This window comes from Rathayibacter sp. SW19 (genome assembly GCF_030866825.1).
Classification (GTDB): domain Bacteria; phylum Actinomycetota; class Actinomycetes; order Actinomycetales; family Microbacteriaceae; genus Rathayibacter_A; species Rathayibacter_A soli.
In genome coordinates this window covers 1577490-1601662 of sequence record NZ_CP133020.1, presented here as the reverse complement: position 1 = coordinate 1601662, position 24173 = coordinate 1577490, and the positions used below count along the sequence as shown (strand labels likewise).

Genomic DNA, 24173 nt, shown 5'->3' with positions numbered 1-24173 from the left:
AACTTGAAAGGTCACCTGCGCGTGACGATTGACGCACCGACCACACCATCACTCCATACTCGCAGATCTCGCCTGATCCGTGCCTTTTGGGTTCCAATCGTCTTGGTCATCGCGGCCCTAGGCGTATCGGGTACCATCACGCTCCTGCACACGGCGCAGCTTTCCCCCGTCGACGAATGGGTGTATGTCGACTATTTGTACAAACTCCCGACTCAAGGCGTTGTCCATCGGGGCGAGAACATCGGCGAGCAAGCGCTCCAGATCATGGCCTGCGACGGCGTCAAGGTCTACGGCCCGATGGGGCCAAAGTGTGGCAGCGACTATGCCGCTCAGCTCAAGAAGTTTCCGTATGAAGGTAAGACATCCGCGGATCTATACACGCCGATCTATTTCGGCATCACGTGGGTAGTGGGCGGCGCAATTCATCTGGTGACGGGGTTAGACCTTGTCACGTCGTGGCGGCTGACCGGCCCCCTATGGCAAGCGATGGGCATGGTTCTCCTGTTCTTCCTTATGCGAATGTGGAAGATCAGACCGCTGACGATTCTGGCTCTCGGACTTGCCGTTATCGCTTCACCGTTCTCATGGTGGACCTACACCTATATCAGCACAGACGCGCCCTCTTTCATCCTGGGCGTTCTTGCCCTGATCGCCGCCATTAAGTTCGTGAGAGCTCAGTGGTCCGGATGGTGGGTGGTCCTGATATCCGCGATCGCGATCACATTCAAGGGCACAAACATCCTCGCCATCGGTCTCGTCGGATTGTATTTGCTGATTCAGTGGTTGTGGGAGCGGAAGTCGACGACCTGGTCCGGCTGGTCGACGACGCGCCCTGGCCTGCCGGAGCGACGATGGCTAGCCTTGCCAGGAATAGCCGCCCTATCCGGCGTAGCGGCAATCGTCGTGGAACTCGTTTGGCTGGCGATTCGCAATGCCATCGCCGTGGGCCCGCCACCGGAACAAGGCCTCGTGGCACCTCTTGATTTCAACAGCCTGGCCGCACAAATATGGAATTTTCTTCCCAACACGATCACGTCGAATGTAGTCCTTGTGGGAACGACCCAACTGGCATATCGGATCCCGCCGTGGGTAGTCGTGCCGCTTTCTTGGATCTGCATCGCCGGTGTGCTGGGTGCCTTCTGGGGACTACACAAAGGCGCGACGCGCACCCCAGTCGTCGTTGCCGTTGTCGCGATCGCTCTGATGGCCGGGCCGCTCCTGGCTATCAGCGTCCTCGTGCAGGGCGGAAGTTACTTCCCGCTCCCACCACGTTATGGAGCACCTATACTCGGCGGAGTCATCCTGCTGGCGGGGATGACTATCAAGTACCGCTGGGCCGTGTGGGTGCTCCTCGGCTATTCGGTCGCGCTCACGGCCGCGGTGCTCGTGACGGCACCTCGGTTCGCTTAGATTCCCGCTCGCGCTAACTGCGTGGCACGCCGAACCGATTCCAGGCCTCGATCGCTGCTTGCATGTCGTCCAGCGACGCGAGCGCGGCGACGGCATCACGATTCGGCGACCCCGTGTATGCCCGCAACGCCGCATCGATCGACGCAGCGCGCATGCCGCTTCGTTCCATTCCGATGCGGTTCGCGCCCCGAATGCGTGCTGGATTACCGAATGCCTTCGCGAACGGCGGGATATTGCGGGTGACGACAGAGCCCATGCCGAGCATGACCCCGACGCCTATGTATATTCGCTGGTGCACCTGTGCCCCGAGTCCGAGGTTCGCGCCCGAACCGATACGCACGTGACCTGCGAGCAATACGCTCGAGGCCAGAGTTGTGTGATTCTCCACTTGGCAGTCGTGGGCGACGTAGCACTGATTCATCACGAAGTTCTGATCACCGACGCGCGTCACGTCGCTCCACCCCTGGTGGATTTGAACATATTCTCGGACGATGTTGCCCGAGCCGAGCTCAATGCCTCCGCCCGAGCTGGGGTGCATCGCATCCACCGGGTGTGGCCAATCGCGCACTTCCGGTGGTGCCCCAATGAGCGCACCGGTACCGATCCAGTTATCGTCACCGATCGTAACGGGGCCAATGATCACGGCAAGCGGCCCAATGGTGTTCCCGGCGCCGATGCTCACCTCACCAATAAGCTGCGCGCTCGGGTGGATTGAGTTCATGACGGCGAATGCACTTCGATCAGCGACAGCTTCATTAGAGGCGCGCGTTGTTCATTGACCACACTGCAATCTATCGCACGAGACCGATGCCAACACTCGAGTCATCCCGGCCCTTCCGGCACAGCACTCATGCGAAACTGCGGCGGAGCACGGTCGACTGGCCACTTGGTTGTAGGGTCAACCTACAGTTGCAGTTGCACTGGATCGGTGCGGCAGGTTTTGGCGCCTAGTCGTCTTGCCAGCCCATCGTGAGACACGCGGTCCTTGGGGGAACCTACAATGCGGTCAATCTGTTATTTCGTCGTAGCCCTTGCCGCGGCGGTCAGCATCGCTGTCGGACCCATCTCCAGCGACGTGAATGCCGCGCCTGTGGCCCCTGGCAAGAACCAGACAGACATACAGACTGCGACAGCTACGCCCACGTCGAGCGGGACGTCGACCCCAACATCGTCGGCCACCTCGGCCCCTACGCCATCACCCGCTCCCAGTCAAACGGTCGTCCCGACGGCACCCGATGCTGCATTAACCTCGAGCCCGGTGCCCACCCCAGGTCCCACCCCCGCGACGCCAGCTCCTGATCCGTCGCTGGCCGAGATGAATGCGACACACAACCACGCAATGGGGTCGACCGTCGCCGCCAACAACCCCGGTCTCACCGCTGGAACCCAGAGCAAGTTCTCCGCCAGGTCGCTCATGGCAACGACCAGCCAAATCCCACCCGGCACTCCGGGTTTGGATGTCAGTGGATGGCAGGTGTTGACCGCTGCAAATTGGCGTCAGATCTGGACCAACGGTGGACGATTCGCCTACGTCAAGGCGACTGAGAGCACCAACTACACCAGCAGCCAGTTCAGCGAACAATACAACGATTCCGCTGCCGCCGGTCTAGTGCGTGGCGCATATCACTTTGCCACGCCGAACACATCATCCGGCGCGGCGCAGGCCAACTACTTCGTCAGCAACGGCGGCGGCTGGACAAACGACGGCCGCACCCTACCGCCGCTTCTCGACATTGAATACAATCCGTACGGTCAAACCTGCTACAACATGAGTCCGAGTCAAATGGTCGCCCGGATCACCGATTTCTCGAACACGGTCAAAGCCCGAACGGGTCGGCTACCAGCTATCTACTCAACGACCGGCTGGTGGTCGTCTTGTACCGGTAACACGGCTGCATTTTCGGCGAACCCCCTCATGATCGCGAACTGGCCGAGCAACGTCGCTAGCGGCCCCGGAACCCTTCCCGCCGGATGGACCAACTACTCGATTTGGCAATTCGCGGATGCGACGTACGCGAACGGTCAGCCCGGGTTGTTTCCCGGCGATCAAGATGTGTTCAATGGAACATTCGCACAATTGCAGGCATTTGCGGGAGGCATGAGTCTTGCCCGCACCGTAGACAACAGCACGGTGTACCTGATATCTAGTGGGAACAAGTACCCGATTCCGAGCATGGACCTCTTCAACGCGTTCTCGGTACTCGGTCCGCTTTACTACGTCTCACAACAATTCCTTGACGGATATGCAACCCAACAGAACGCGAGCCGGGTGCTTCGATCGCCTGACGGCACGATCTACTTCACGGATGTCGGCATCAAGCTCCCGTTCGGGTCGTGCGCACTGGTAGCCGACTACGGCGGCGCATGTAATGCGTCCGGCTATGTACAACTCTCAGACAGTCAATTGAACCTGTTTGCGAGTGGCCCTGCGATGACTCCCGTGCTCGGAACAACTGCTGGTGCGCGCTACTACGTGACCGGCGCCACCAAGCGCGAGATCCTTGATAACCAGTCTCAGGCGGCGGCCGGTCTTCCGGGCGGGTACAACATTCTGACCGAAGCGGCCGTAGCGAACCTGCCATTCGGACCACCGATCGTGAGAGATGCCGTGTTCGTCGTCCAACGTGGAACCAGCAGCTATTCGTACCTGGGAAACAACGCACGCTATCCGGTCGATACCGGAGCTGTGATGAGCAGCGACGCACCACGACGCGTCGCCGGAAGTCTTTACGCTCAGAGCCTCGCGTTGATTCCGGCTAGTTCATCCTCGTTCAGCGGAATTGTTCAGCCGAGCAGCTCGGCAACCAAGAGTGTTTTGGCGGGCGATGGCAGGTACGACTGGGCTGGCGCATCGTCGGCTGCCCTACCGGCAGTTACCGTTCCGCAGACCTTCATCGACAGCTATCCAAGCGAGGGGTCGATCGCGCCCGGGTCAATGATCAAAACTGCCAGTTCGGCGACGGTATATATCGTGATGGAATCACAAATCTTGCCGGTCGGCGCATGGGTGTCGCTCGTTGCGCTGGCTGGCGGCGGTACTCCGACCATCCTGACGGTGCCGAGCCAACTGGTGAGCGTCCTTCCTCAGGGCCCAGTGGCATTGACCAGCAACACCCTGGTCAGATCCGCGGCAGATGCGACCGTGTATCTGATCAATGGCGTGACTGACAAAATCGCGATGTCAAACTTCGCCTTCGCCAACGAAGCGGGAATCGCGGCATTCAGTTACACGACGCAAGCTCGGCTCGATGCATATCCTCGTGCGAAGAACCTTCTCGGATTTGGATTGACCTGCGGAACTACTAACTATGTGAGCGCGGGCGGGAGCGTACATGCGGTGTCCTCGAGCTCACTGCCGCAGTTCCCCTTCACATACGTCCCGCTCGATCAATACACATGCCGACTGCTAACGATAGGAGCCCCGGCAACAGTGTTCATCCGCACACCGGACGGCACAATCTATTACTTGAATGGCGGCCAAAAGCACGCCATCACGTCAATGCAGAAATATCAGGCATTGAGCCAAGGCCAGCCGTGGATGAATGTTGTGCCGCTGTTCGCCTCCGCAATCCCGTCCGGACCCAACGTCTGATTGGCGATGACGCTGGCTCGGGCTAGTCGGATCGAACCGTCGTAGCGCGTGCATCCCACGCAGACCGGACGATGTCGACCAGGCTGCGCCGCGCTGCCCAGCCAGTGATTTCGGTGAGGCGACGCGGCGAGGCCACAACCACTGCCGGGTCGCCTGGGCGCCGGCCGACGATGCGCGGATCGAGTGATGAGCCTGAAACATGCGAAATCGCATCGACCATCTGCCGGACGCTTGTCCCTCGTCCCGTTCCAACGTTGAAGACAGAGTGTCCGCTCATGCCCGTTGCGAGCCGATCGAGAGTCGCGATGTGCGCTTCGGCGAGGTCGAGGACGTGCACATAGTCCCTGACGCACGTGCCGTCGGGCGTCGGATAATCGTCACCGAAGATGGCTGGCGCCTCTCCGGCATCGATCCGGTCGAAAACCATCGGAAGCAGATTAAGCCCGACATGATCTCCCAGATCTGGCCATCCCGCACCCGCGACATTGAAGTACCTCAGACTGCTCGCTGTCAGCCCAAATGACCGCGAGGCCGCAGAGACGAGACTCTCGCCAACGAGCTTTGTCTCGCCGTACGGATTGATCGGCGATGTCGGCTCAGACTCGGAGATCGCTGTGCCCTCCGTAGCCCCGTAGACGGCAGCCGAGGAAGAAAAGACAAGGATGCCTGTGTGCGCTGATTCCATCGCCATGAGGAGGTTGGCGAGCCCGCCGATGTTCTGACGGAAGTACCAGGCAGGGCGTTCAACCGACTCGGCAACCTGTTTACGCGCCGCGAGGTGTATCACCGATTCGATCCGTTGCTCGCGCAAGATGGACTCTAATCGGGCGGTCGCCTCGTCAGTCTGCAATTCGATCCGTTCGACGGCGCTACCTTCGAGCCTATCTATCTCTCCAGTGCTCAAATCGTCGACAACCACAACATGGTCCCCGCGCTGCTTGAGGAGACGCACAATGTGAGCACCAATGTAACCGGCACCGCCCGTAACAAGAATCCGCATGAGAGCCGATTCTATGCGACGGCTCTGCCCGTTAGGGGCGCAGGCTATTGCCCGTGTCCCTGACGCGCAACTCACTCGGGTCTTCGGGTGATGGCGCTCGATCGATAGCAATGACTCGAGCGAGCTCAGTGAGTTGTCGCTCCGTCTGCCGATGGCGACGCTGCGCCAGAATCGAGTTGCCGATGAAGATCACGATCAGGCCATAAAGCAGCAGGTCAGTGCCACGCCCTACCCCTAGAAGGTGAGCCATATAGTTGATCGTCACCGGGAACACGACTGCAAGCACCGTCAACGCGAGTATGGCGAGCATCGCCAGACGTCGGATCGCCAGATGACGTGCCCCTCGCCCTGGCAGCATCAGAAACACGGCGAATGCAGTAAAAGCCGCGATGAGCACTATTTTGATTGCCAGCTGGCCGGTGTCCATGACATCACCTACTTCATGAAGAGATCATTGAGGATGTTGACTAGATTCCACACAGACTGCCCTTTCGAGCGCGAGTAGTCCGTGTAGATGACGTGCACGGGCTGCTCTGAATAACGCAGTCCCTGCCTGCGGATCTCGAACACGATCTCCGACGCGTGCGCCATGCGGTTCTGATGTATTTGTATCGAAGTCGCGGCGCGGCGATTCATGGCCCGCAGTCCATTGTGTGCGTCCGTGAGACGCACACGCGTGCTCAGCCGCTCGAAAAGGATGGCCGCTTTGAGAACCACGCGCTTGATAACGGCCAGGTTGGTCTTCCTATCCAGGAAGCGTGAACCGACGACGATGTCGAGCGGTTCCGCGTCTAGGCGGCGCACCATCTTCAGAGCGTCACTAACCTGGTGCTGGCCGTCAGCGTCGAACGTGACGAAATAGTCCGCGCCGCTGTCTTGCAGCGCATAATCGAGGCCAGTCCTAAGGGCCGCGCCCTGACCGAGGTTGATCGGGTGCTGCACGACGCGAGCTCCACCCGCATGTGCTTCCGCGACGGATGCGTCGGTGCTACCATCATCGACGCACACGATTAACGGGAAAGTTTCCCGGGCCGTTGCCACGACGGACCGAACGACAGTGGCTTCGTTGTAGAGCGGGATGACGAGCCACGTACGTCGCTCAACCGGCGTCTCGATGGTGATCTCTCCTCCGGTTCACGATCCAAGCAACGTTCGATCCTGAGGCGATGCCGACTGGCGCGCCAGATTGCACGCCGTCCATTCTAATTCGTCTTCACCGCGCGAGTGTGTGCGGCCCCACTTACCGCGCAGATCACCAAGGCCGCATGATAGCTTCGTAATCGTTATGCGCCGATTCGCTAAAATCCGTCGACCGACTCCCAATCCGTTGCCTCGCGACGGCGGGGGACGTCGTGGTAACCGTGATCTGGCGAAAATCGGACATGTCTTTGAAGGACCCGTATGAGCATAAACCGTAGCTTCATTCCCGCAGCGAAGCCGATCATCGGCGACGACGAGCGCGCGGCCGTCGATGCGGTGCTTGCGTCGGGAATGCTCGCACAAGGAACAGAAGTAGCCTCGTTCGAGAGGGAATTCTCAAGTGAACTGGTCGACGGACGACACGCCATTGCCGTCAATTCCGGCACGGCTGGCCTCCACCTCGGCTTACTCGCTGCGGGCATTGGGCGCGGCGATGAGGTGATCGTGCCGTCGTTCACGTTCGCTGCGACCGCAAACTCGGTGGCGCTGACCGGTGCGACACCGGTGTTCGCCGACATCGAGCCCGATTATTTCTGCTTAGATGCCGCCGCCGCTGAATCCGTCATCACTGACAAAACCGTCGCGATCCTGCCAGTGCATCTTTATGGGCATCCCGCGGATATTCCGGCGCTGGCTGCAGTCGCCGCTCGGCACGGGCTTCGATTGTTCGAGGACGCCGCACAAGCACACGGAGCAACACTCGGCGATGCGCCCGCCGGCAGCTTCGGTGCGTTCGCAATGTTCAGCCTGTACCCGACGAAGAACATGACCTCGGGTGAAGGGGGCATGGTCACGACGGCTGACGACGAGATCGCCCGTCGGGTGCGGCTGCTGCGCAATCAGGGCATGGAAAAGCAGTACGAGAACGAACTCATCGGCTTCAACGCAAGAATGACGAACGTACACGCTGCTATCGGCCGGGTGCAACTTACCAAGGTGCGCCGCTGGACGGCGCAACGCCAGCAGAACGCGGCGTTTTTCAGCGAGAACCTCCGTGGGGTTACCACTCCCCCTGTCGCGCCTGGTGCCTCACATGTGTATCACCAGTACACGATTCGAGTGGCCGAGGATCGCGATGGCTTGGCTGCTGCACTCCGCAACGAGTATCAGATCGGCACCGGCGTCTACTATCCGATTCCGAATCATCGGTTGCCGTCCTTCCACCGCGAAGAACATCTGCCTGAAACCGAACGAGCAGCGCAGCAGGCGCTGTCGTTGCCCGTGCACCCTTCGCTCGTACAGGGAGACCTAGACCGCATCGTGGCGGCAGTCAACGCGCTCGTGCGGGCAGGCGCATGATGGCGGACATCCGGATGGGACTGATCGGTTTGGGCATGATGGGTCGACACCACGCCCGCGTGATTCGCGAAATCGATGGCGTCGACCTGGTGGCCGTTGCCGACCAACTCGGCGACCCGCACAGGGTCGCGGGCGATCTGACAGTCTGTGGTTCGGTTGCGGAGTTGATTGAGGTCGGCGTCGAAGCCGCCGCCGTGGCCGTTCCCACTATGCTGCATGAACCGGTCGCACTAGCGCTCGCGGCAGCCGGCGTGCACGCACTTGTCGAAAAACCGATCGCGGTGGATGTCGAGGCAGGCACCCGTATCGTCGAGGCGTTCGAGGCGCGTGGCCTGGTCGGCGCGGTCGGGCACATCGAACGCTTCAATCCGGCGCTCCAGAGCCTGCGGAAACGCATCGAGGCGGGCGATCTGGGTGACGTTTATCAGATCGCGACGCGTCGTCAGGGCCCGTTCCCGGCGCGCATCGCCGACGTGGGAGTGGTCAAAGATCTCGCCACCCACGACATCGACCTCACGGCGTGGCTGGCGCAGAGCCACTTCATAACCGTATCGGCTCACACGACCATTCGCAGCGGCAGGCAATACGAGGACATGGTCTCATTCACCGGCAAACTGGGCAACGGCACAATCACGAATCATCTGGTCAATTGGCTGTCGCCCATGAAGGAGCGCGTCACGGTCGTGACGGGAACGCGCGGCGCCTTCGTCGCGGACACGCTGAGCGGCGATCTTTCGTACTTCGAAAACGGAACGACGACGACAGAGTGGGACTCCGTTGCGGCCTTTCGCGGGGTCTCCGAAGGTTCGATGACACGTTTCGCCCTCACCAAGCGGGAGCCGCTACGCCTGGAGCATGAGGCATTCCGCGACGCAATTCTCGGCATCCGCAACGACATCGTTACGATGCGCGAGGGGCTCGAGACCGTGCGGGTAGCGGAGGCCGTGTTGCAGTCAGCTGCGCAATCGGCCGCCGTGAAACTGTAAGCGTGGCCACGCGTCCTACTCGGGTGCTGATCGCGACCCGACTATTTGCCCCAGAAGTGGCTGCTGCAGCGTTCCGCCTCCGGGCCCTCGCGCGTGGGCTCGCAGAAGCCGACGCAGCCGTCACCGTCGTGACAACGCGGCCACCGAAGCATGGCGCCCCAGCTTGGGACGACGCCGGCGTCGATGTCTCGCGGATGCCGGTAATGCGAGATGCTGGCGGAAACGTGCGCGGCTACGTGCAGTACATGAGCTTCGATCTCCCGCTGTTCTTCAGACTGCTCTTCCGCAGAGCGGACATCGTCGTTTCGGAGCCGCCGCCGACGACCGGCTTCGTCGTCGCGGTCACGTCGTGGCTGTCACGCCGACCGTACGTCTACTACGCGGCGGACATTTGGACCGACGGGCTGATCGCATTAGGCGCCGCTCGCGTGCTCATCGGGATCATGCGCCGTCTTGAGGGAACTGTGCTACGCAAAGCCACCAACGTGCTGGCGGTCTCCGACGAAGTCGCCGACAAGGTGCGGGAGTTCGGAGTTCCAGAAGAGCGAATCGCGATCGTCGGCAACGGAATCGACACCGAGGTATTCCGACCTGACGGGCCTGCCGTCACCGACGGCCCGATCACGTTCGTCTACAGCGGCATCATGTCCGAGTGGCAAGATCCGTCCGTGTTCGTCAGAGCCATGCCTGAACTGCTCGCCGACTTTCCTGACGCCCGCCTGCGGTTCTTCGGACACGGCGCCGAAGAACCAGCCTTGAAGTCGCTCGCTACCGAACTCCATCTCGACTGCGTGACCTTCGGCGGGGTCGTTCCGCCCGCCACGGCGGCCGAGTGGCTGCGTGGTGCCACAGCCGCACTCGCCAGCATCAAGCCCGGTCTCGGCTACGACTTCGCGAAACCGACCAAGATCTACGCCGCCGCGGCGTGCGGCACGCCCGTTATTTTTGCGGGCATCGGCGCAGGTGCGGAACTGGTCGAGGCAAACGGACTGGGCTGGCGCTGTGACCATGAGGTCGGTTCCGTTGCGACTGCGATGCGCGCCGCGATCGCCAGCCCACAAGCGAAGCCTATTGCGGGAATGCGCGCGAGCAGTGTGGAATGGGTGCGGCTCAACGCGTCCGTCACGGCATCCGCTGCAAGGGCAGCAGCGGCGACGCTGGCGGTGATCAGACGCCCCCGGTGATTAGACCAGCACGATGATCAACAGTGCTCGTCGAGCGCCGTGACAACGCGACGGGCAGCGTGGCCGTCCCCGTACGGTGCTGCATCGGTGTCAGCCGGCCACGGACGCGAAACCGACGCCGTGATGCGCTGCAGCTCGCTTCCCACCAACACATTCCAGCCGAGTTCCACCGTCTCCACCCACTCGGTCTCCGGACGAACTGTGGTGCACGGCACGCGCAGCAGAAACGCTTCCTTCTGCAACCCGCCGGAGTCCGTCACGACACCGACGCTATGCATCACCGCATGCACGAGCTCCGGGTAGGCCAACGGTGCGGTTGGCCGAATGGCGCCCTGCGCCAAATCGATTCCCTGGTCGGCCGCTGCGTGGGCCAGTCGTGGATGAACAAGTAACGCGACCGGCCGGTCCACGGCCGCAAGCTGCTTCACGATCTCACGCAGCCGCTCAGGATCGTCAGTATTGTCCGGGCGATGAATGGTCGCGACATAGTAGTCGCCCGGCCGCACACCTTCAGGCAGCAGCCGAGGCGCGGCAGAGACGAAGTCACGCACCCGGAACAATACGTCGGTCATGACGTCTCCAACGAGAACGCTGCGCGCGGCCAGTCCCTCGTCGCGCAGGTGAGACATCGCCACCTCGGTCGGAGCAAGCAGAAGGTCTGCCGCGTGGTCCGTGAGTACGCGATTATGTTCTTCGGGCATCCGTCGATTGAATGACCGCAGCCCAGCCTCGAGATGAGCCACTGGCAGATGCAACTTCACGGCCGCAACGGCCGCAGCCAACGTGGAATTCGTGTCGCCGTAGACCAAGATCCAGTCCGGCTGGTAGCGCTCGAAAACCGGTTCGATGGCGCGCAGCATGGCGCCGGTCTGCTCGCCGTGCCTACCCGACCCGATCGCGAGGTTGACGTCCGGGGCCGGAATGCCGAGATCCCTGAAAAACACATCTGACATCAGTTCGTCATAATGCTGGCCGGTGTGCACCACGATGTGCTCGGCGCGGCCGGCCATAGCGCGCGCAATCGGAGCCAGTTTGACAAACTGCGGGCGGGCACCGACCACGCTGAGAACACGCATGGATTCGAGCCTAGCGCCTGACCGCATGGGTCCAAGCGACCAGTGCCTCAATGGAACACGCGCGTATACGGATTCCAGGCGTCTCGGAGAAAGAGCTGACCGTAGATGCCGACCAGTGACTGGCCGCGCAAAGTCCGCCAGCCGAGCTGAGCCTGGCTCATCGGCCCGATCAAGCGATTGAACGTCATGTGATGATGCAGTACGGCGCGCGTCGTGAGCACCCGCTGGGCGGCCTCCTCCAGGCCCACCGCCCGTAGCACCGACTTGACGGCACCCCGTGTCGACTCTCGCACAGACGTCGGCGCGAAGTAACCGATTTCCGTTCCGGTCTGCGCGGCGAAGACCTGGTCGACATAGTTCTGATACCAGCTGCGATCTCGAGTGATGTCGATGTCAAGCGACTGCCACATCAGGTACATCTCCGTGTCGAGCATGGGCAGTGCCCAGTCGAAGCCGAAGAATTCGTAGACACGCACCGAGTTGTTGATGTACTTCGCCTGGCGCTCGGCAACGTTGAAGTATTCCATCGCCGTGGCACGTGATCGGGGCGTGCCGTCGTACTCGATGTCCGCCAGAAAGCGCTCGAGGAGCGCGTCGATTTCGGGATGGGCAAGCACCTCGCGGCTACGCCCAAGCAGCGAGAAGTGGTAGTCCGCGAGAACCTCCTTCATTTGCTCGCGGCTCACCAGGCCGGGCTCATCCAACAGCCCGGGCGCGTTGATGTTACCGACCACGGTGTGCCCCGGCAAGATAACGGCGTCGGCATCGAGCACCCCGCGCTGCTTCAGAACCGACAGCGCATACCAGTCCTGAACGTGCGGAACCGCGCTGGCCGAGTGGCCGTATTCGATGAACCGGCCAGCCTCCTCAGTCGCCCACGCGTGCGCGATTTCTGTTGGCTCGTACGGCACGAAGTGCCAGGGCTGTTCGAGTAATTCCGCCACGCGCTTGCTCACGGCGATCTCGCTCGACCCCGGACGTCCGTACGTGAAGTTCACGACGTTGTCGTAGCCGATCGAATGCAAGCGCGCACTGAGCAATCGGGAGTCGAGCCCACCGCTCAAAGGAACTACGAGCTGACGCCCGTTCACCCTGCCCAGCATGCGATCGAAACCCGCGGTGAACGCCGTGTCGAATCGCGACTTGACTTCATCGGGCCGGTTGGGCTGCGTCTGCGAATAGGAGAATCGGCGGTAGAGCCGTTGGGTCGCTTCGTAAGGGGGCTCGCCGTTCAGCACCACGAGCTCGCCCGCGCGCACCTGGCTCAAGCCCGCGAACAGCGTGCGACTGCCTGTGACGAAACCGGCGTGAGGGAACCAGCGCGCCGCTTCGACGTCGATGACCCTGCAACCGTCGAGCACAGCTTCCGGGTCGTCTCCCACCCACCAGCCACGCTCGGTGCGCCGGTAGAAAACCGGAACACTGCGGATCTGATCTGTTATCAATGTGATCTCTGTCGCATCGATCACGATCACAGCGAAGCTGCCGGCCCAGCCCGCGACGTCCTCGGCGGAAATTGGACCAGCAGTCGCGGCGAAGTTGACATCACGCCCGTTTGACTGCGGATAGCCTCGCACGTAGATTCGCCGACCCGGCCTCACGGAGCTGTGCTCCACCCAGAATCCGCGCCTGACCCGAACGGTTGCTTCCTGCACGAGTTCCCTTGATCGATGTAAGAACGCCTGAACCGCGGTGCCAACTTGAGCGGCCGGGCTCGAATGCTGCCCGTGTAAGATACTGCCAGATCGATATGAGGGGACCACAATCTCGGTGCTCCGGGCGGCGGGAGTGAGATGCTTTCTTGGGCGAAGGCGTTCCTTGACCGTAGCGAGTTGTTGCGCCATGCCGCGATTCTCATGGCCGGGACCGTCGTAGCACAAGTCATCGTGCTGGCGCTGACGACCGTGCTGACCCGCATCTTCTCGCCGACTGCGTATGGGCAGTTCGCCGTCTACTCATCCATCGTGGCGATCATCACCGTGATCGCCACGCTTCGCTATGACCTGGCAATCATGCTGCCGAAGTCCGACTCTGACGCGGCCGTTCTGAAGGGCGTGGTCACACGGGTCGTCATTGTGGTCAGTGTTTTGGCGACTCTCGCGTGCGGGATCGCGGCACCCCTGCTCGCCAATCTGTTCAACTCGCCTGGAATTCAGGGCTGGCTGTGGGTCGCTGGGGTCAGCGTATTCACGCTGGGTGAACTCTCCGGGCTCATCTATTGGCTCAACCGCAAAAAGCGCTATCGCGAGATCAGCATCAACCGCATCCAGCAAAGCGGCACTACCGCGCTCGCTCAACTTGCGCTGGGATTCGCGAGCTTTGCGGGTGTCGGCGGCCTGATCGTTGGCTCGATTATCGGCCAGGGCGCGGCTGTAGCCACGCTCAGATGGAAAACGCGCGGTGTAAAGGAGCTTCGCGCGGAGTCAACGCACTCTCGACGGAGCATCATGAAGCGGTACCGGAAAATGCCTCTGCTGAATGGTCCGACCGCGTTGATCGATGCAGTTCGTCTGAACGGCATCAACATCTTGATCGGCGTCTATTCCGTCGCAGCATTGGGCCAGTTCTCGATGGCCTGGCGCCTTCTGGAGGTGCCGGCAGCATTGATCAGCGGCGCACTTTCTCAGGTGTTCTTCCAACGGTTTGCAGTGACCCAAAAGGGCTCCATGCTGGCCTCCGCCCGTCGGAGTGTGGTGCGCACCGGTCTGTTAGGAGTCGTTCCGTTCGGTCTCATCTACTTCTTGGCGCCCTGGCTGTTCCCGATAGTGCTCGGGCCGCAGTGGGGCGATGCCGGATACTACGCACAAGCGCTCGTGCCGTGGCTGTTCATGAACGTGATCACCTCGCCGATTTCGACACTGTTCGTGGTTGCAGAAGCGCAGCAATACCTTTTCGCATTCTCGGTCGTCTACATGGTTGTCCCACTGACCATCCTCACCCTTTTGCGCTCAGACATGCTGCTGGCGATCACCGCCGTCGGCTGGGCCATGGCGGCAATGCTGTGTGTGTTCATTGTCATGGCTTTCTGGGTGGCCAAACGGCACGATCGTGACGATGGAACAGCCGTGCTCAAATCGGAGGCTGCGTAGTGCACATTCTTCTCGTGCCGTCTTGGTACCCTCAAACACCGCAAGACTTCAACGGAAGTTTCTTCCGCGAGCAGGCGCAAGCAGTGGCATCCAGCGGAGCCCTGATTGGGGTGCTGGCGGTCCGCGGAATCCCGATCTACTCGACGCAGGCAGTGCGCGCGCGCCGTCGTGAGATCGATTTCGAGGATGACGAAGGAATCCTCACGGCCCGCGCCGACGCCGTGTTGCCTGTGCCCAAGGCCCATAGTCTGAACTACGCCGTGCATTACCGCCGCCTCACGCATGCATTCGCCGCATACGTCGCGCGCAATGGAACGCCGGATGTGCTCCACGCCCACGCCCTCTTTCCCGGTGGCATCCTGACACACCGGTTGGCCGCCGAGTTCGGTATCCCGTTCATCATCACCGAACATCGTCCGTCGTCGATGCAACGCGTTACGCGTGGCTGGTTTCGTCGGCGCGGCGTCACTGCGGCGCGCGCGGCCGATCGGCGGATCGCCGTAGCCGCTGAGTTCGCAAAACAGTTGACCGTCGCGTACGGTTCGGCGGACAAGCCTTGGGAGTACTTCCCGGGTCTCCTGAGTCCGCAACTTGAGGCATCCGCCGTGCGGAAGGCACCGCACCAGCCCCCCTTCGTCTTTGCGCACGTCTCGCACTTGGATCCTGGAAAGCGGGTCGATCTGCTCATCGACGCGTTTGCCGATCGATTCGCCGGAGATGAGCGCGCGGCGCTCCGAATTGCCGGCAACTCAGCCGAGCGAGCAAGCCTCGAAGTGCAAGCACAACGGCGCGGAGTTTCAACACAGGTCGACTTCATTGGTGCCGTTCCGCGCGAGGCGATCGCAGCCGAATTCGCCGCTGCTCACGCGTTCGTGCTTCCGAGCGAGAAGGAAGCCTTCGGCACTGTGATCTGGGAGGCGATGGCATCGGGGCTCCCTGTGATCTCCTCACGTACCTGGGCTGGCCTGAATGCGGTGACGGATGAGGTCGGACTCCTGTTCGATGTCAATGATCGCGAACGGCTCGGTGATGCGCTGGCGGCCATGCGAGAATCATTCGCACGCTACGACGGTGACCGTATTCGCGCCATCTGCATCGACCACTGCGGACGGGGTGCATTCAACGCCCTTTACCTCGAGGCCTACGAACGCGCCATTCGCAATGGCTTCCCCGCAACGTCCCTGCGAGCGCGAAAGCAGCACCGATGACGACAATGGTCTACCACGCGCCGTACCCGCTCAACGCGGCAGCAACATCGGCGAGCGGCATCCGACCGGTACGGATGCTCGAGGCATTTCGCGAACTCGGCTACAACGTGCTCGAGGTGACCGGATACTCGAAGGAGCGCAAGCGCGGGATCCGCCGAGTCAAAGAATTCGTGCGCAGTGGGGGGGCGATTGCGTTCGCCTATGCGGAGAGTTCAACGATGCCGACGACGATGACCGACCCGCACCATCTACCGCTGCACCCGTTTCTCGACGCAGGACTCTTTCGATATTTGAAGCGGCAGAGGATTCCGCTTGGGGTGTTCTACCGTGATGTGTATTGGAAGTTCCCGGAGTACCTCCGCTCGGTTAACCGACTGATCGCGATCGGAACTCGGACGCTGTACCGATACGACCTCTTGGTATACCGGCGGTGGGCCACCCGTGTTTACTTGCCTTCGCTGAGAATGGCAGCAGAAGTTCCGCTCGTGAATCGGTCTCAACATGAGGCGCTGCCACCCGGTTGCATCGTGGTCGATCCAGACGGTAGCCCCGATGCCGAACTCACGGTATTCTACGTCGGCGGACTCGGGGACTACTACCGCTTGCATGAGGCGATGCGTGGCGTCGGCATGACCCCGGGCAGCCGGCTGATCGTGTGCACTGCAGCGGAGCAGTGGCAGGCGCGAGCACACGAGTACAACGACGTCATCAATCGCAACGTCGAGATCGTGCACGCCCGCGGCGCCGAATTGGAACAGTACTACCAGCGGTCATCGCTGTGCTCGCTGTTTCTTGAACCGATTGCCTATCGCGAATTCGCAGCGCCGATGAAGCTGTACGAGTACATCGGGCATGGTCGCCCTGTGATCGCGTCGGAAGGCACGCTCTCGGCAAAGTTTATCTCGGAGAACGAACTCGGCTGGGCGCTGCCCTATCGTGCCGAAGACTTCGCAGCGTTGCTGGCACAGCTGCGCGACGATGCCGATGTCGTCCAACGTGTGGCCCTGCACGTCCAGGAAGAGCGGCACAAGCACACGTGGGTGGCCCGCGCGCGCCAGGTTGCAGAAGGCCTCTCCGGCCACGTTTGTGTGGACCGCACGACTCCGGCCTAATACGAGTCATCGTTGCAAGAATATCGATACAGAAGAAATAGAGAAGAAAAGGAACAGACTGCATGGGTGGCTGGCTCAGCAGGCGCACTAACGCCCTCGTGCGCCGGGTCGTGCGCGGTCGTGCCGACTGGCCGCGACCCGTGCGACGTGCGTTCGATTCCATCGCCGCGCGCGACACCTGGTTGAGCAGGCTGGCGCTGCGCGCTTCCGGCGCCGACGTTCCCGCGGCGATTGAGATTCCCAGCAAACACACGCGGCTCTACATCGGACCGGCCAATTACGCCGGCCAGGCCTTCGAATGGGCCAGAGCAGCTGAGCGGCTATATCCGGACGTCGCTGCGCGCAACGCGGCGTTCGTGATGCCCGGCGACTTCGGGTTTGCGGCCGACTACCGGGTTCCAGTGGCAACGTATCAGGCCTCCGGCGCATGGCAAACGGCGCAGCTCGCGAGCATCGAGCAGTACACGCACGTTCTAATCGAATCATTCACGTCGCTGCTCGGCAATCACTGGGGCGGGGACCTGTTCCGAGAGGTCAGCGAGCTGCGTTCTCGAGGATTGGGTGTCGCGTTCATGTGCCACGGCACGGACATCAGGCTGCCGAGTCGGCACCGACTGAACAATCCCTGGTCGCCATTCGGCGACGACGAGCGCAGCCGCGCGCTAGAAGCAACCGCTGCGGCCAATGAGAAGCTGATCCGGCGACTCGGCGGGCCTGTTCTCGTGTCCACGCCGGACCTGCTGATCGACGCTCCCGACGCCCAATGGTGCCCCGTGGTTGTGAACGCTAATCGGTGGGCCATCGGCAGGCACGAACCACTCAAGCGGGCGCTCCCCCGCGTCGTTCACATTCCCAGTGCAGGGCCGGTCAAGGGCACGCAGCTGATCGCCGCTGCGATGGAAGGCCTTGACGCAGCGGGGTTGATCGAGTATCGCCTAATCACCGGCGTGCCCGCTGCGAAGATGCCTGAGCAGTATGCCGACGCCGACATTGTGCTCGACCAGTTCCGTATCGGGTGCTACGGCGTGGCTGCATGTGAGGCGATGGCAGCGAACCGCATCGTCGTCGGCCACGTCACAGCGCAGGTGCGTGACGAGGTGCGTGGGGCGACGGGACTCGAATTGCCGATCGTGGAAGCGAACCCGACGAACATCGAGAGTGTCGTGCGAGAAATTATGACTGCCCCAGACGCCTATCGCAACGTCGCGGCAGCCGGAGAGCACTTCGTGCGAACGCTGCACGACGGCTCGATGTCTGCGCGGGTGTTGGCGGACTTTATGGGCATCAGCCGCTAGAACCCGTGCCGATCGGCACCGACGCCGAACACGGCCGTCTTGCAATGCATCCTAGAATTAACCGGGAATTGAGCGCCCTAATAAGACAACTGAAAGAGACAACGTAGCATGAATATTGCCGTCATCGCACTGGGCAAGATCGGACTGCCGTTGGCTGTTCAGTTCGCCTCGAAGGGCCACAAAGTAGTCGGCGTCGACATCAACACCCGCACGGTCGAACTGATCAACAGCGCGATCGAACCGTTCCCTGGTGAGCACGGACTCCAAGATCGACTCAGGCAACTGGTGCCGAGCGGACGGCTGCGCGCAACGACGGACTATGCGGATGCCGTACCTGACGCGGATGCAGTCGTTCTCGTGGTTCCACTCTTCGTCGACGCGGATGCGCACCCCGACTTCGGTTGGATGGACACCGCAACCGCATCGCTGGGCGCACACCTGACATCGGGAACGCTAATTTCATACGAGACAACGCTGCCAGTGGGCACGACCAGAACGCGCTGGAAGCCAATGCTGCAGCAAGCATCCGGTTTGAAAGAGGGAGTTGACTTTGATCTCGTCTTCTCACCCGAGCGCGTTCTGACCGGGCGAGTCTTTGCCGATCTGCGCAAATACCCCAAGCTGATCGGTGGACTCTCCTCGCGTGGGGCAGAGCGCGCTATCAGTTTTTACGAGAGCGTGCTCGATTTTGACGAACGACCGGACCTGAAACGACCCAACGGGGTCTGGGACTTGGGATCCGCCGAAGCCGCGGAGCTTGCCAAGCTTGCAGAAACGACCTATCGGGATGTGAACATCGGCCTCGCCAATCAGTTTGCCCTCTTTGCAGAGACTGCCGGGATTGACATTTATCAGGTCATCGAGGCGTCCAACTCGCAGCCTTACAGCCACATCCACCGCCCCGGAATCGCCGTCGGGGGGCACTGCATTCCCGTCTATCCGCGCCTCTACCTGTGGAATGATCCGGATGCGACCATCGTGCGTTCAGCACGCGAAGCAAACGCCGGCATGCCCGCACACGCGGTCGCAATGCTCGAAGGTGCATACGGACCGTTGAACGATGCGAACGTCGTGGTGCTCGGTGCCGCCTACCGCGGCGGAGTGAAGGAGACGGCGTTTTCAGGGGTGTTCCCCACTGTGGCTGCGTTGCGGTCACACGGCGCGAATGTGCGCGTGCACGATCCGATGTACACCGATGACGAGTTGAGGAAATTGGGGTTCGAGCCCTATCACTTCGGTGAGGCCGTGGACGCCGCCATCGTCCAGACTGACCACGCCGACTATCGCGGGATTGGCCCGACCGACTTACCGGGCCTCACTGTCATCATCGACGGCCGACGTGTGAGTTCGGCACGCGCGTGGCCCGATGCAATCTACCGCGTGATCGGCACAGCCCCGACTACGGCGTCGTCCTGACTTGTGCGCCGCGAACCAATAGTGACTTCCCTGAGGCTGATCACGACTGCCGCGGCGAATGCCACACCACCGATCAGCCAGACCACCATCGGCGAGGCCGCGACGCTCCACCACCAATGAACGCTGTGATTGAGATTCCAGTCGTACGCGCTAGCGCCCGAAACATAGTGCTGAATCGTTGCATGCAAAGCGACAACCCCTGCGACGCAGACGGCCAACGCGATAGCCGCTATCTGGAGTCGAGTGAACACGATGGCTCGCGGGCCTGCCTGCAACAATGCGATCCCGGCGAACAGAATCAGAAGTGGCAGCACATAGCGCGGCTGTACCTCCTCGCCCACAAGCGCGCGACTTTGCAGGAGGACCCAACTTGGAACCGCCACAAGCATCCCCAGTGCGAGCACCAAAGCGATCAGCTTCCGAGCCGAGTGCGAGGTGAGCCCCACGAATGTCATCGCGCCGAACGCAAGAATCGCGAGCGTCCAGACGGCTGCAGGCATCGCAACGTCAAGCCACCCCAGATTCCAGGTGCCGAGCGCACCCGCCCACAAGTTTGGAATTTGTATGAAGTTGTTCCAGATGAGGGCAAGCACGTTCGTCACCACGGCGTCGTGGTGTGCGGAAAGTCCGGACTCCGACACTGATGATTGGCGCGATGTGAGGTAGAAGGCAATCGATGCGAACACCAGCGCAATCGGAAGGACCGCTTTGACCCAGAAGCGCCGAGTTCTTTCAGCGGTCAATACGAACGCTATGCCGATTGCGACAACACCATAAATCGCCGCGTCGGCGCGAGCGCCGGCTCCCATCAAGGTGAATACTGCGGCAAGGATCCCGAAGGGCCAGCGCCGCGTTCCCTCCGCCTCAAGATAGCCGAGCGTTGTCAGCCACAGCGACCCTCCGGCGATAACAGCCCACGAACTCGGGTTGTTCGACGCGATCAGAAACGTTCCGAGCGGCACGAGGCTGATCATCCACATCCAAATGAGCGTTCGTCGGCGACTGCCGCCCAGCAGGAGATAGAGGGCGCTCGTCAGGCAGACGAACAGCAAAGCGTTGACCACGCGCATCACAATTGCCGACACCTCAAGGTTGGTGCTGGCAAAGATGCCCATGAATGCGTAGTAAACGGGCGGGTAAGACCCAACGAAGTTACCCCGGTCAGTCGTGATCATCCCGCTCGCTGATGTTGTCCCTTCAACGCACAGCTTGCTTTTGCTGGGGTACACGGGGTTGCAGGCGACGTGGTACGGCACCATCCGTTCGTTCGGGTGCCCCGGGGCTGCCTCACATAATCCCGGTCGATCGCCGAGCCCACACCAAGCGCTAGCGAGGTGGAAGTCGTCATCAGGGCTACTCCCGACCGGCGACGCGATTGCCCAGCACATCAGCGCGATCAACATGCAGATCGGCGCAAGCATCATCAACCGGAATCGTGTGCCGCGCTTCGCGCCCCTTCGGTTTGCAATCACCACAGAAGCCTACCGGCCGCACAAAGCACGATGCCGGGCTGCAAGTACGTACCTACGTCTGAGGCCCCGATGGAATCCCGCTGGCGAACAGTGTATCCACTGCCAGCCACGCCTGACCCTGGCTCAATTCGTTGAACCTCGCCATCGACGTGATCGCGTGCTTCTGGCCCCCACCCAAGAAGTAGATAGTGCCGTCGGGCGTGCGGATGAAGGGGGTAGCCGTTGCACCGATCTTGAGCAGTTGACAGGTGTAGGCATCCAAGGTGACGTAGGTGAAGGGAAACTGTGCGAGCAGACTTGAACTCACCGAGTGCACGCTTCCGCCTGCGCTGACGTACTTCGTGGCTCCGCAGGTCAGGCCGAAACCAAGCAAGGCCTTCTGCCGGGGATACGCGTCCAGGCGCGCCTGCGTTGTGTAACTGAATCCGGTGATTCCGGCCTCGGTCGCAAACGCGAAGTTGGACAACGCGATCTTGCTGGTGACGCCGTCAATCAGATACACGGTTGCGTCGTCAGGCGACCGCACCAACGTGTTGCTCGTCAATGCGACGGGACCTTTCGGCAGCGCCGCTATAAGTTGGTCCGGAACCGTCACGATGACCGGAGTCTTGCCACCGGCCAGCGCTACGAGAGATTCCCATGCGCCGACGGGAAGTATCTTGCCGTCCATGACGATATAGACGGTTCCCGATGATGCAGTCTTTATCATTGATCCGACCGCGAGTGTTCCTTTCACTGCATACGAATCAACAAAACTCTGCGGCACAGAAACCGCCGTGAGTGCGGTCCCGGTTGCACCTGCCCATTCGTATCGACCACCGTCCGCCAGGATCTGCTTGCTCGTTGACCCGGGCACCTGAACGATCGCGGCGAACGGCGCCGCCCCTGACGTGATCTTTGCCAAGCTATCCGCGTTCAGACTGCCAACTGAGCGTTGCGGGAGTCCGACCCCACTGGCAACCACAGGGTCTACCACATATTTAAGTCCATTGCCGAGATAGAAGGAGTTCGCGCTCCCTCGCTGCGTCGTAAAGACAGCGTCACGGATAATTGGTGCACCGAGCGGCAACGAGGAGACGGCATCCTCTGTGAGAACGTTGTAGCCAGCCGGAATTCCCGCGGCCGCTTGCGACTGACTATCAAGGATCTCCCGCTTGGTACCAGCAGTGATGAAGTATCGCGATCCTGCTGTGGTTCCAAGCACTGGGCCCATGGCGGGCCCCGTCGCGAACTGGCTGAGTTGTTCCGCGGTCAGCTGCACGAATCCCGACGTGTCGCACTTGCCGCCATAGTCGACGACGAGGCCACAGGACGAGAAAGGAAGCTTGATTCCCGAGTCATAGAAGTAAATGGTGCCGTCTGGTGAACGCAGGATCCTGCCGACGTTTTGCTGGGTGGCATATGAGTCGAGATACTGCTGCGACACGTACCCCAACGGGCCAAGTGGCGCTAGAGCGTTCAGCAATTGGAGACTGGGCACCGGGTATTTGTTGGTCCCGGAAGTCAAGTACACGGTTGCGTTTGAAGCTGTCCTCACCAAGCTGGTACCAGCCGTCGTTGCACCGAACCAGTCGGTGTACAAGCGCCAGAAGTTCCGGTTGCCATAGGAACTGCAGCCATCACCGGTGCCGTAGAGGTTGGCCAGCGCTGCCGCGTTCGGTTGGTACGGCGTGTAGTTGTACAGGCCCGCGGTGGCTTGATTCTGGATGAAGACGGCTCCCGTGCCGCAAGCAGCGTTCGGGTTGTAACGGATGTTGTTCACCCGACCTGCGATATGGTTCCAAGCGGTCGGGCTCGCCGCGTACCGTTTGAATTGAAGCGCGGCGCTATACACCTGATTGAAGAACCCATAGTACGCGGCGTCGCATCCCGACGTGTCAGGGCATGCATATCCGGTGGCGCTGCGGTACTGACCCGCGCCGGGCCAATCGTCCGTGACCAGACTCTGCTCCTTCTCCAGCAGGACGATGAGCGCCTTCTGGCTGATCCCGCATGCGGAACCGACTTTAGCGATGATGGCCGCGGCCGACTCGTTCGCGGCACCGATATAGGCGGCACAGCGACCGGATTCGGCTGCCTTCGTCGTCGTCGATTGACGATAGTCCTTAAGGCACGTGTAGCCGCTACGGCACGTGGATACTTTGCTGTTGAGGAATGACTGTACGTCCGTCGCCGACATCGCCGCACCGTCGAAGAACAGCGCGTCGCTGATGATGTCTCCCGCATCAAATTTGCTGCCAACAGCCGCGTGCGCTACCTGCGGAGCCGACGAGATTGCGCCGAGAAGCCCGCCAAGGAGCCCAATGACGGCGAGTAGAGGAACGGTGTACTTCGTGCGGCGATTCACGGGATCTCCACTGCCAACGGAGTCGACTCAACGACTCGATTGCCAGAAGTGAAGCCAAGCACCGCGGACCAGCTACCGCGACCGAACCGCGCGATCGGCACCTGCACCGAGCCACACGACGTAGACATCCGATCCGCCTTGCCTGTGCTGTCGACGATCACGCTTTCGCTTGTCGTCGCGCCCTTGAACGTGAAAACACAGGTGCCGCCATCCTCCACGACCCCTGACACATAGCCGGATGCGGTGACATGCTGGCCATCGACATCCACGCCCGCGACTACGAGGACGGGCTCGATAGTGCTTCCAACTTGTGAGTCCTGCGCGGCGCTCGCCGAGGGTTTGGTTGCGGAAGGTGAAGCTGTCAACCCGGCCGGCCGCGGTGCACCTTCTATAGGTGTACAGCCGGAAACCAGCAAGAACGTGCCGACCATCACGATTGCAATGATCGACGATTGTTTGGTTATCTCCAACGATGCCCCCAGATCGC

At 61.3% G+C, this 24173-nt stretch carries 19 protein-coding genes; 10 read left to right on the top strand and 9 right to left on the bottom strand.

Annotated features, from left to right (window positions below; genetic code table 11):
- Positions 1-21 precede the first annotated feature (21 nt).
- Complete coding sequence (locus tag QU604_RS07265) at positions 22-1410, top strand: hypothetical protein (RefSeq protein WP_308468135.1); 1389 nt, start codon at positions 22-24, stop codon at positions 1408-1410.
- A gap of 13 nt (positions 1411-1423) precedes the next feature.
- On the opposite strand, the gene QU604_RS07260 is transcribed toward QU604_RS07265, so the two are convergent.
- Entirely contained in the window at positions 1424-2131 is a 708-nt protein-coding gene (locus QU604_RS07260) for a UDP-N-acetylglucosamine acyltransferase (RefSeq protein WP_308468134.1), read from the bottom strand.
- A 537-nt stretch (positions 2132-2668) separates the two neighbouring features.
- Here QU604_RS07260 and QU604_RS07255 point away from each other — a divergent pair.
- Complete coding sequence (locus tag QU604_RS07255; protein ID WP_308468133.1) at positions 2669-5002, top strand: lysozyme; 2334 nt, start codon at positions 2669-2671, stop codon at positions 5000-5002.
- Positions 5003-5024: 22 nt separating this feature from the next.
- Here QU604_RS07255 and galE read toward each other — a convergent pair whose 3' ends face one another.
- From galE to QU604_RS07240, 3 genes are read right to left on the bottom strand one after another with little or no spacing between them, the layout of a single operon-like run.
- Entirely contained in the window at positions 5025-6002 is a 978-nt protein-coding gene (gene galE, locus QU604_RS07250; RefSeq protein WP_308468132.1) for a UDP-glucose 4-epimerase GalE, read from the bottom strand.
- A gap of 31 nt (positions 6003-6033) precedes the next feature.
- Positions 6034-6429, bottom strand: coding sequence for a DUF2304 domain-containing protein (locus QU604_RS07245; protein WP_308468131.1), 396 nt, complete (start codon positions 6427-6429; stop codon positions 6034-6036).
- Between the two features lie 8 nt (positions 6430-6437).
- Positions 6438-7082 carry a glycosyltransferase family 2 protein gene (locus tag QU604_RS07240; protein ID WP_308468867.1) on the bottom strand — a complete coding sequence of 215 codons (645 nt, stop codon included), beginning with the start codon at positions 7080-7082 and terminating at the stop codon, positions 6438-6440.
- Between the two features lie 327 nt (positions 7083-7409).
- Here QU604_RS07240 and QU604_RS07235 point away from each other — a divergent pair, with 327 nt between their 5' ends.
- The 3 genes from QU604_RS07235 to QU604_RS07225 are packed head-to-tail and all read left to right on the top strand — an operon-like array spanning position 7410 to position 10671.
- Positions 7410-8501 carry a DegT/DnrJ/EryC1/StrS family aminotransferase gene (locus QU604_RS07235; protein ID WP_308468865.1) on the top strand — a complete coding sequence of 364 codons (1092 nt, stop codon included), beginning with the start codon at positions 7410-7412 and terminating at the stop codon, positions 8499-8501.
- A complete protein-coding gene (locus QU604_RS07230; protein WP_308468863.1) occupies positions 8501-9487 on the top strand; it encodes a Gfo/Idh/MocA family oxidoreductase in 987 nt (328 codons plus the stop codon). The genes QU604_RS07235 and QU604_RS07230 overlap by 1 nt, the downstream gene beginning before the upstream one ends.
- 2 nt (positions 9488-9489) lie before the next feature.
- Positions 9490-10671 (top strand): glycosyltransferase family 4 protein, encoded by a 1182-nt coding sequence (locus QU604_RS07225; protein ID WP_308468130.1) that lies wholly within the window; start codon positions 9490-9492, stop codon positions 10669-10671.
- Between the two features lie 17 nt (positions 10672-10688).
- Here QU604_RS07225 and wecB read toward each other — a convergent pair whose 3' ends face one another.
- Both wecB and QU604_RS07215 read right to left on the bottom strand, forming a co-directional pair.
- Positions 10689-11747, bottom strand: coding sequence for a non-hydrolyzing UDP-N-acetylglucosamine 2-epimerase (gene wecB, locus QU604_RS07220; protein ID WP_308468129.1), 1059 nt, complete (start codon positions 11745-11747; stop codon positions 10689-10691).
- Positions 11748-11794: 47 nt separating this feature from the next.
- The gene (locus tag QU604_RS07215; protein ID WP_308468128.1) at positions 11795-13363 is read right to left on the bottom strand and encodes an asparagine synthetase B family protein; all 1569 of its coding nucleotides are present in this window, start codon (positions 13361-13363) and stop codon (positions 11795-11797) included.
- A 177-nt stretch (positions 13364-13540) separates the two neighbouring features.
- On the opposite strand from QU604_RS07215, the gene QU604_RS07210 reads away from it, so the two are divergent.
- From QU604_RS07210 to QU604_RS07190, 5 genes are all read left to right on the top strand, one after another.
- Positions 13541-14836, top strand: coding sequence for an oligosaccharide flippase family protein (locus tag QU604_RS07210; protein WP_308468127.1), 1296 nt, complete (start codon positions 13541-13543; stop codon positions 14834-14836).
- Positions 14836-16044: a glycosyltransferase gene (locus QU604_RS07205; RefSeq protein ID WP_308468126.1), complete on the top strand. Its 1209-nt coding sequence runs from the start codon at positions 14836-14838 to the stop codon at positions 16042-16044. Before QU604_RS07210 ends, QU604_RS07205 begins: the two co-directional genes overlap by 1 nt.
- On the top strand, positions 16041-17156 hold the full coding sequence (locus QU604_RS07200) for a glycosyltransferase (RefSeq protein WP_308468125.1): 1116 nt from the start codon (positions 16041-16043) through the stop codon (positions 17154-17156). The genes QU604_RS07205 and QU604_RS07200 overlap by 4 nt, the downstream gene beginning before the upstream one ends.
- A gap of 62 nt (positions 17157-17218) precedes the next feature.
- Entirely contained in the window at positions 17219-18451 is a 1233-nt protein-coding gene (locus QU604_RS07195) for a glycosyltransferase (RefSeq protein WP_308468124.1), read from the top strand.
- A 108-nt stretch (positions 18452-18559) separates the two neighbouring features.
- The gene (locus QU604_RS07190) at positions 18560-19867 is read left to right on the top strand and encodes a nucleotide sugar dehydrogenase (RefSeq protein WP_308468123.1); all 1308 of its coding nucleotides are present in this window, start codon (positions 18560-18562) and stop codon (positions 19865-19867) included.
- Here QU604_RS07190 and QU604_RS07185 read toward each other — a convergent pair.
- From QU604_RS07185 to QU604_RS07175, 3 genes are all read right to left on the bottom strand, one after another.
- The gene (locus QU604_RS07185) at positions 19825-21255 is read right to left on the bottom strand and encodes a DUF2142 domain-containing protein (protein WP_308468862.1); all 1431 of its coding nucleotides are present in this window, start codon (positions 21253-21255) and stop codon (positions 19825-19827) included. The genes QU604_RS07190 and QU604_RS07185 overlap by 43 nt on opposite strands.
- Before the next feature lie 136 nt (positions 21256-21391).
- Complete coding sequence (locus QU604_RS07180) at positions 21392-23686, bottom strand: hypothetical protein (protein WP_308468122.1); 2295 nt, start codon at positions 23684-23686, stop codon at positions 21392-21394.
- Positions 23683-23955, bottom strand: coding sequence for a hypothetical protein (locus tag QU604_RS07175; RefSeq protein WP_308468121.1), 273 nt, complete (start codon positions 23953-23955; stop codon positions 23683-23685). The genes QU604_RS07180 and QU604_RS07175 overlap by 4 nt, the downstream gene beginning before the upstream one ends.
- Positions 23956-24173: the final 218 nt, after the last annotated feature.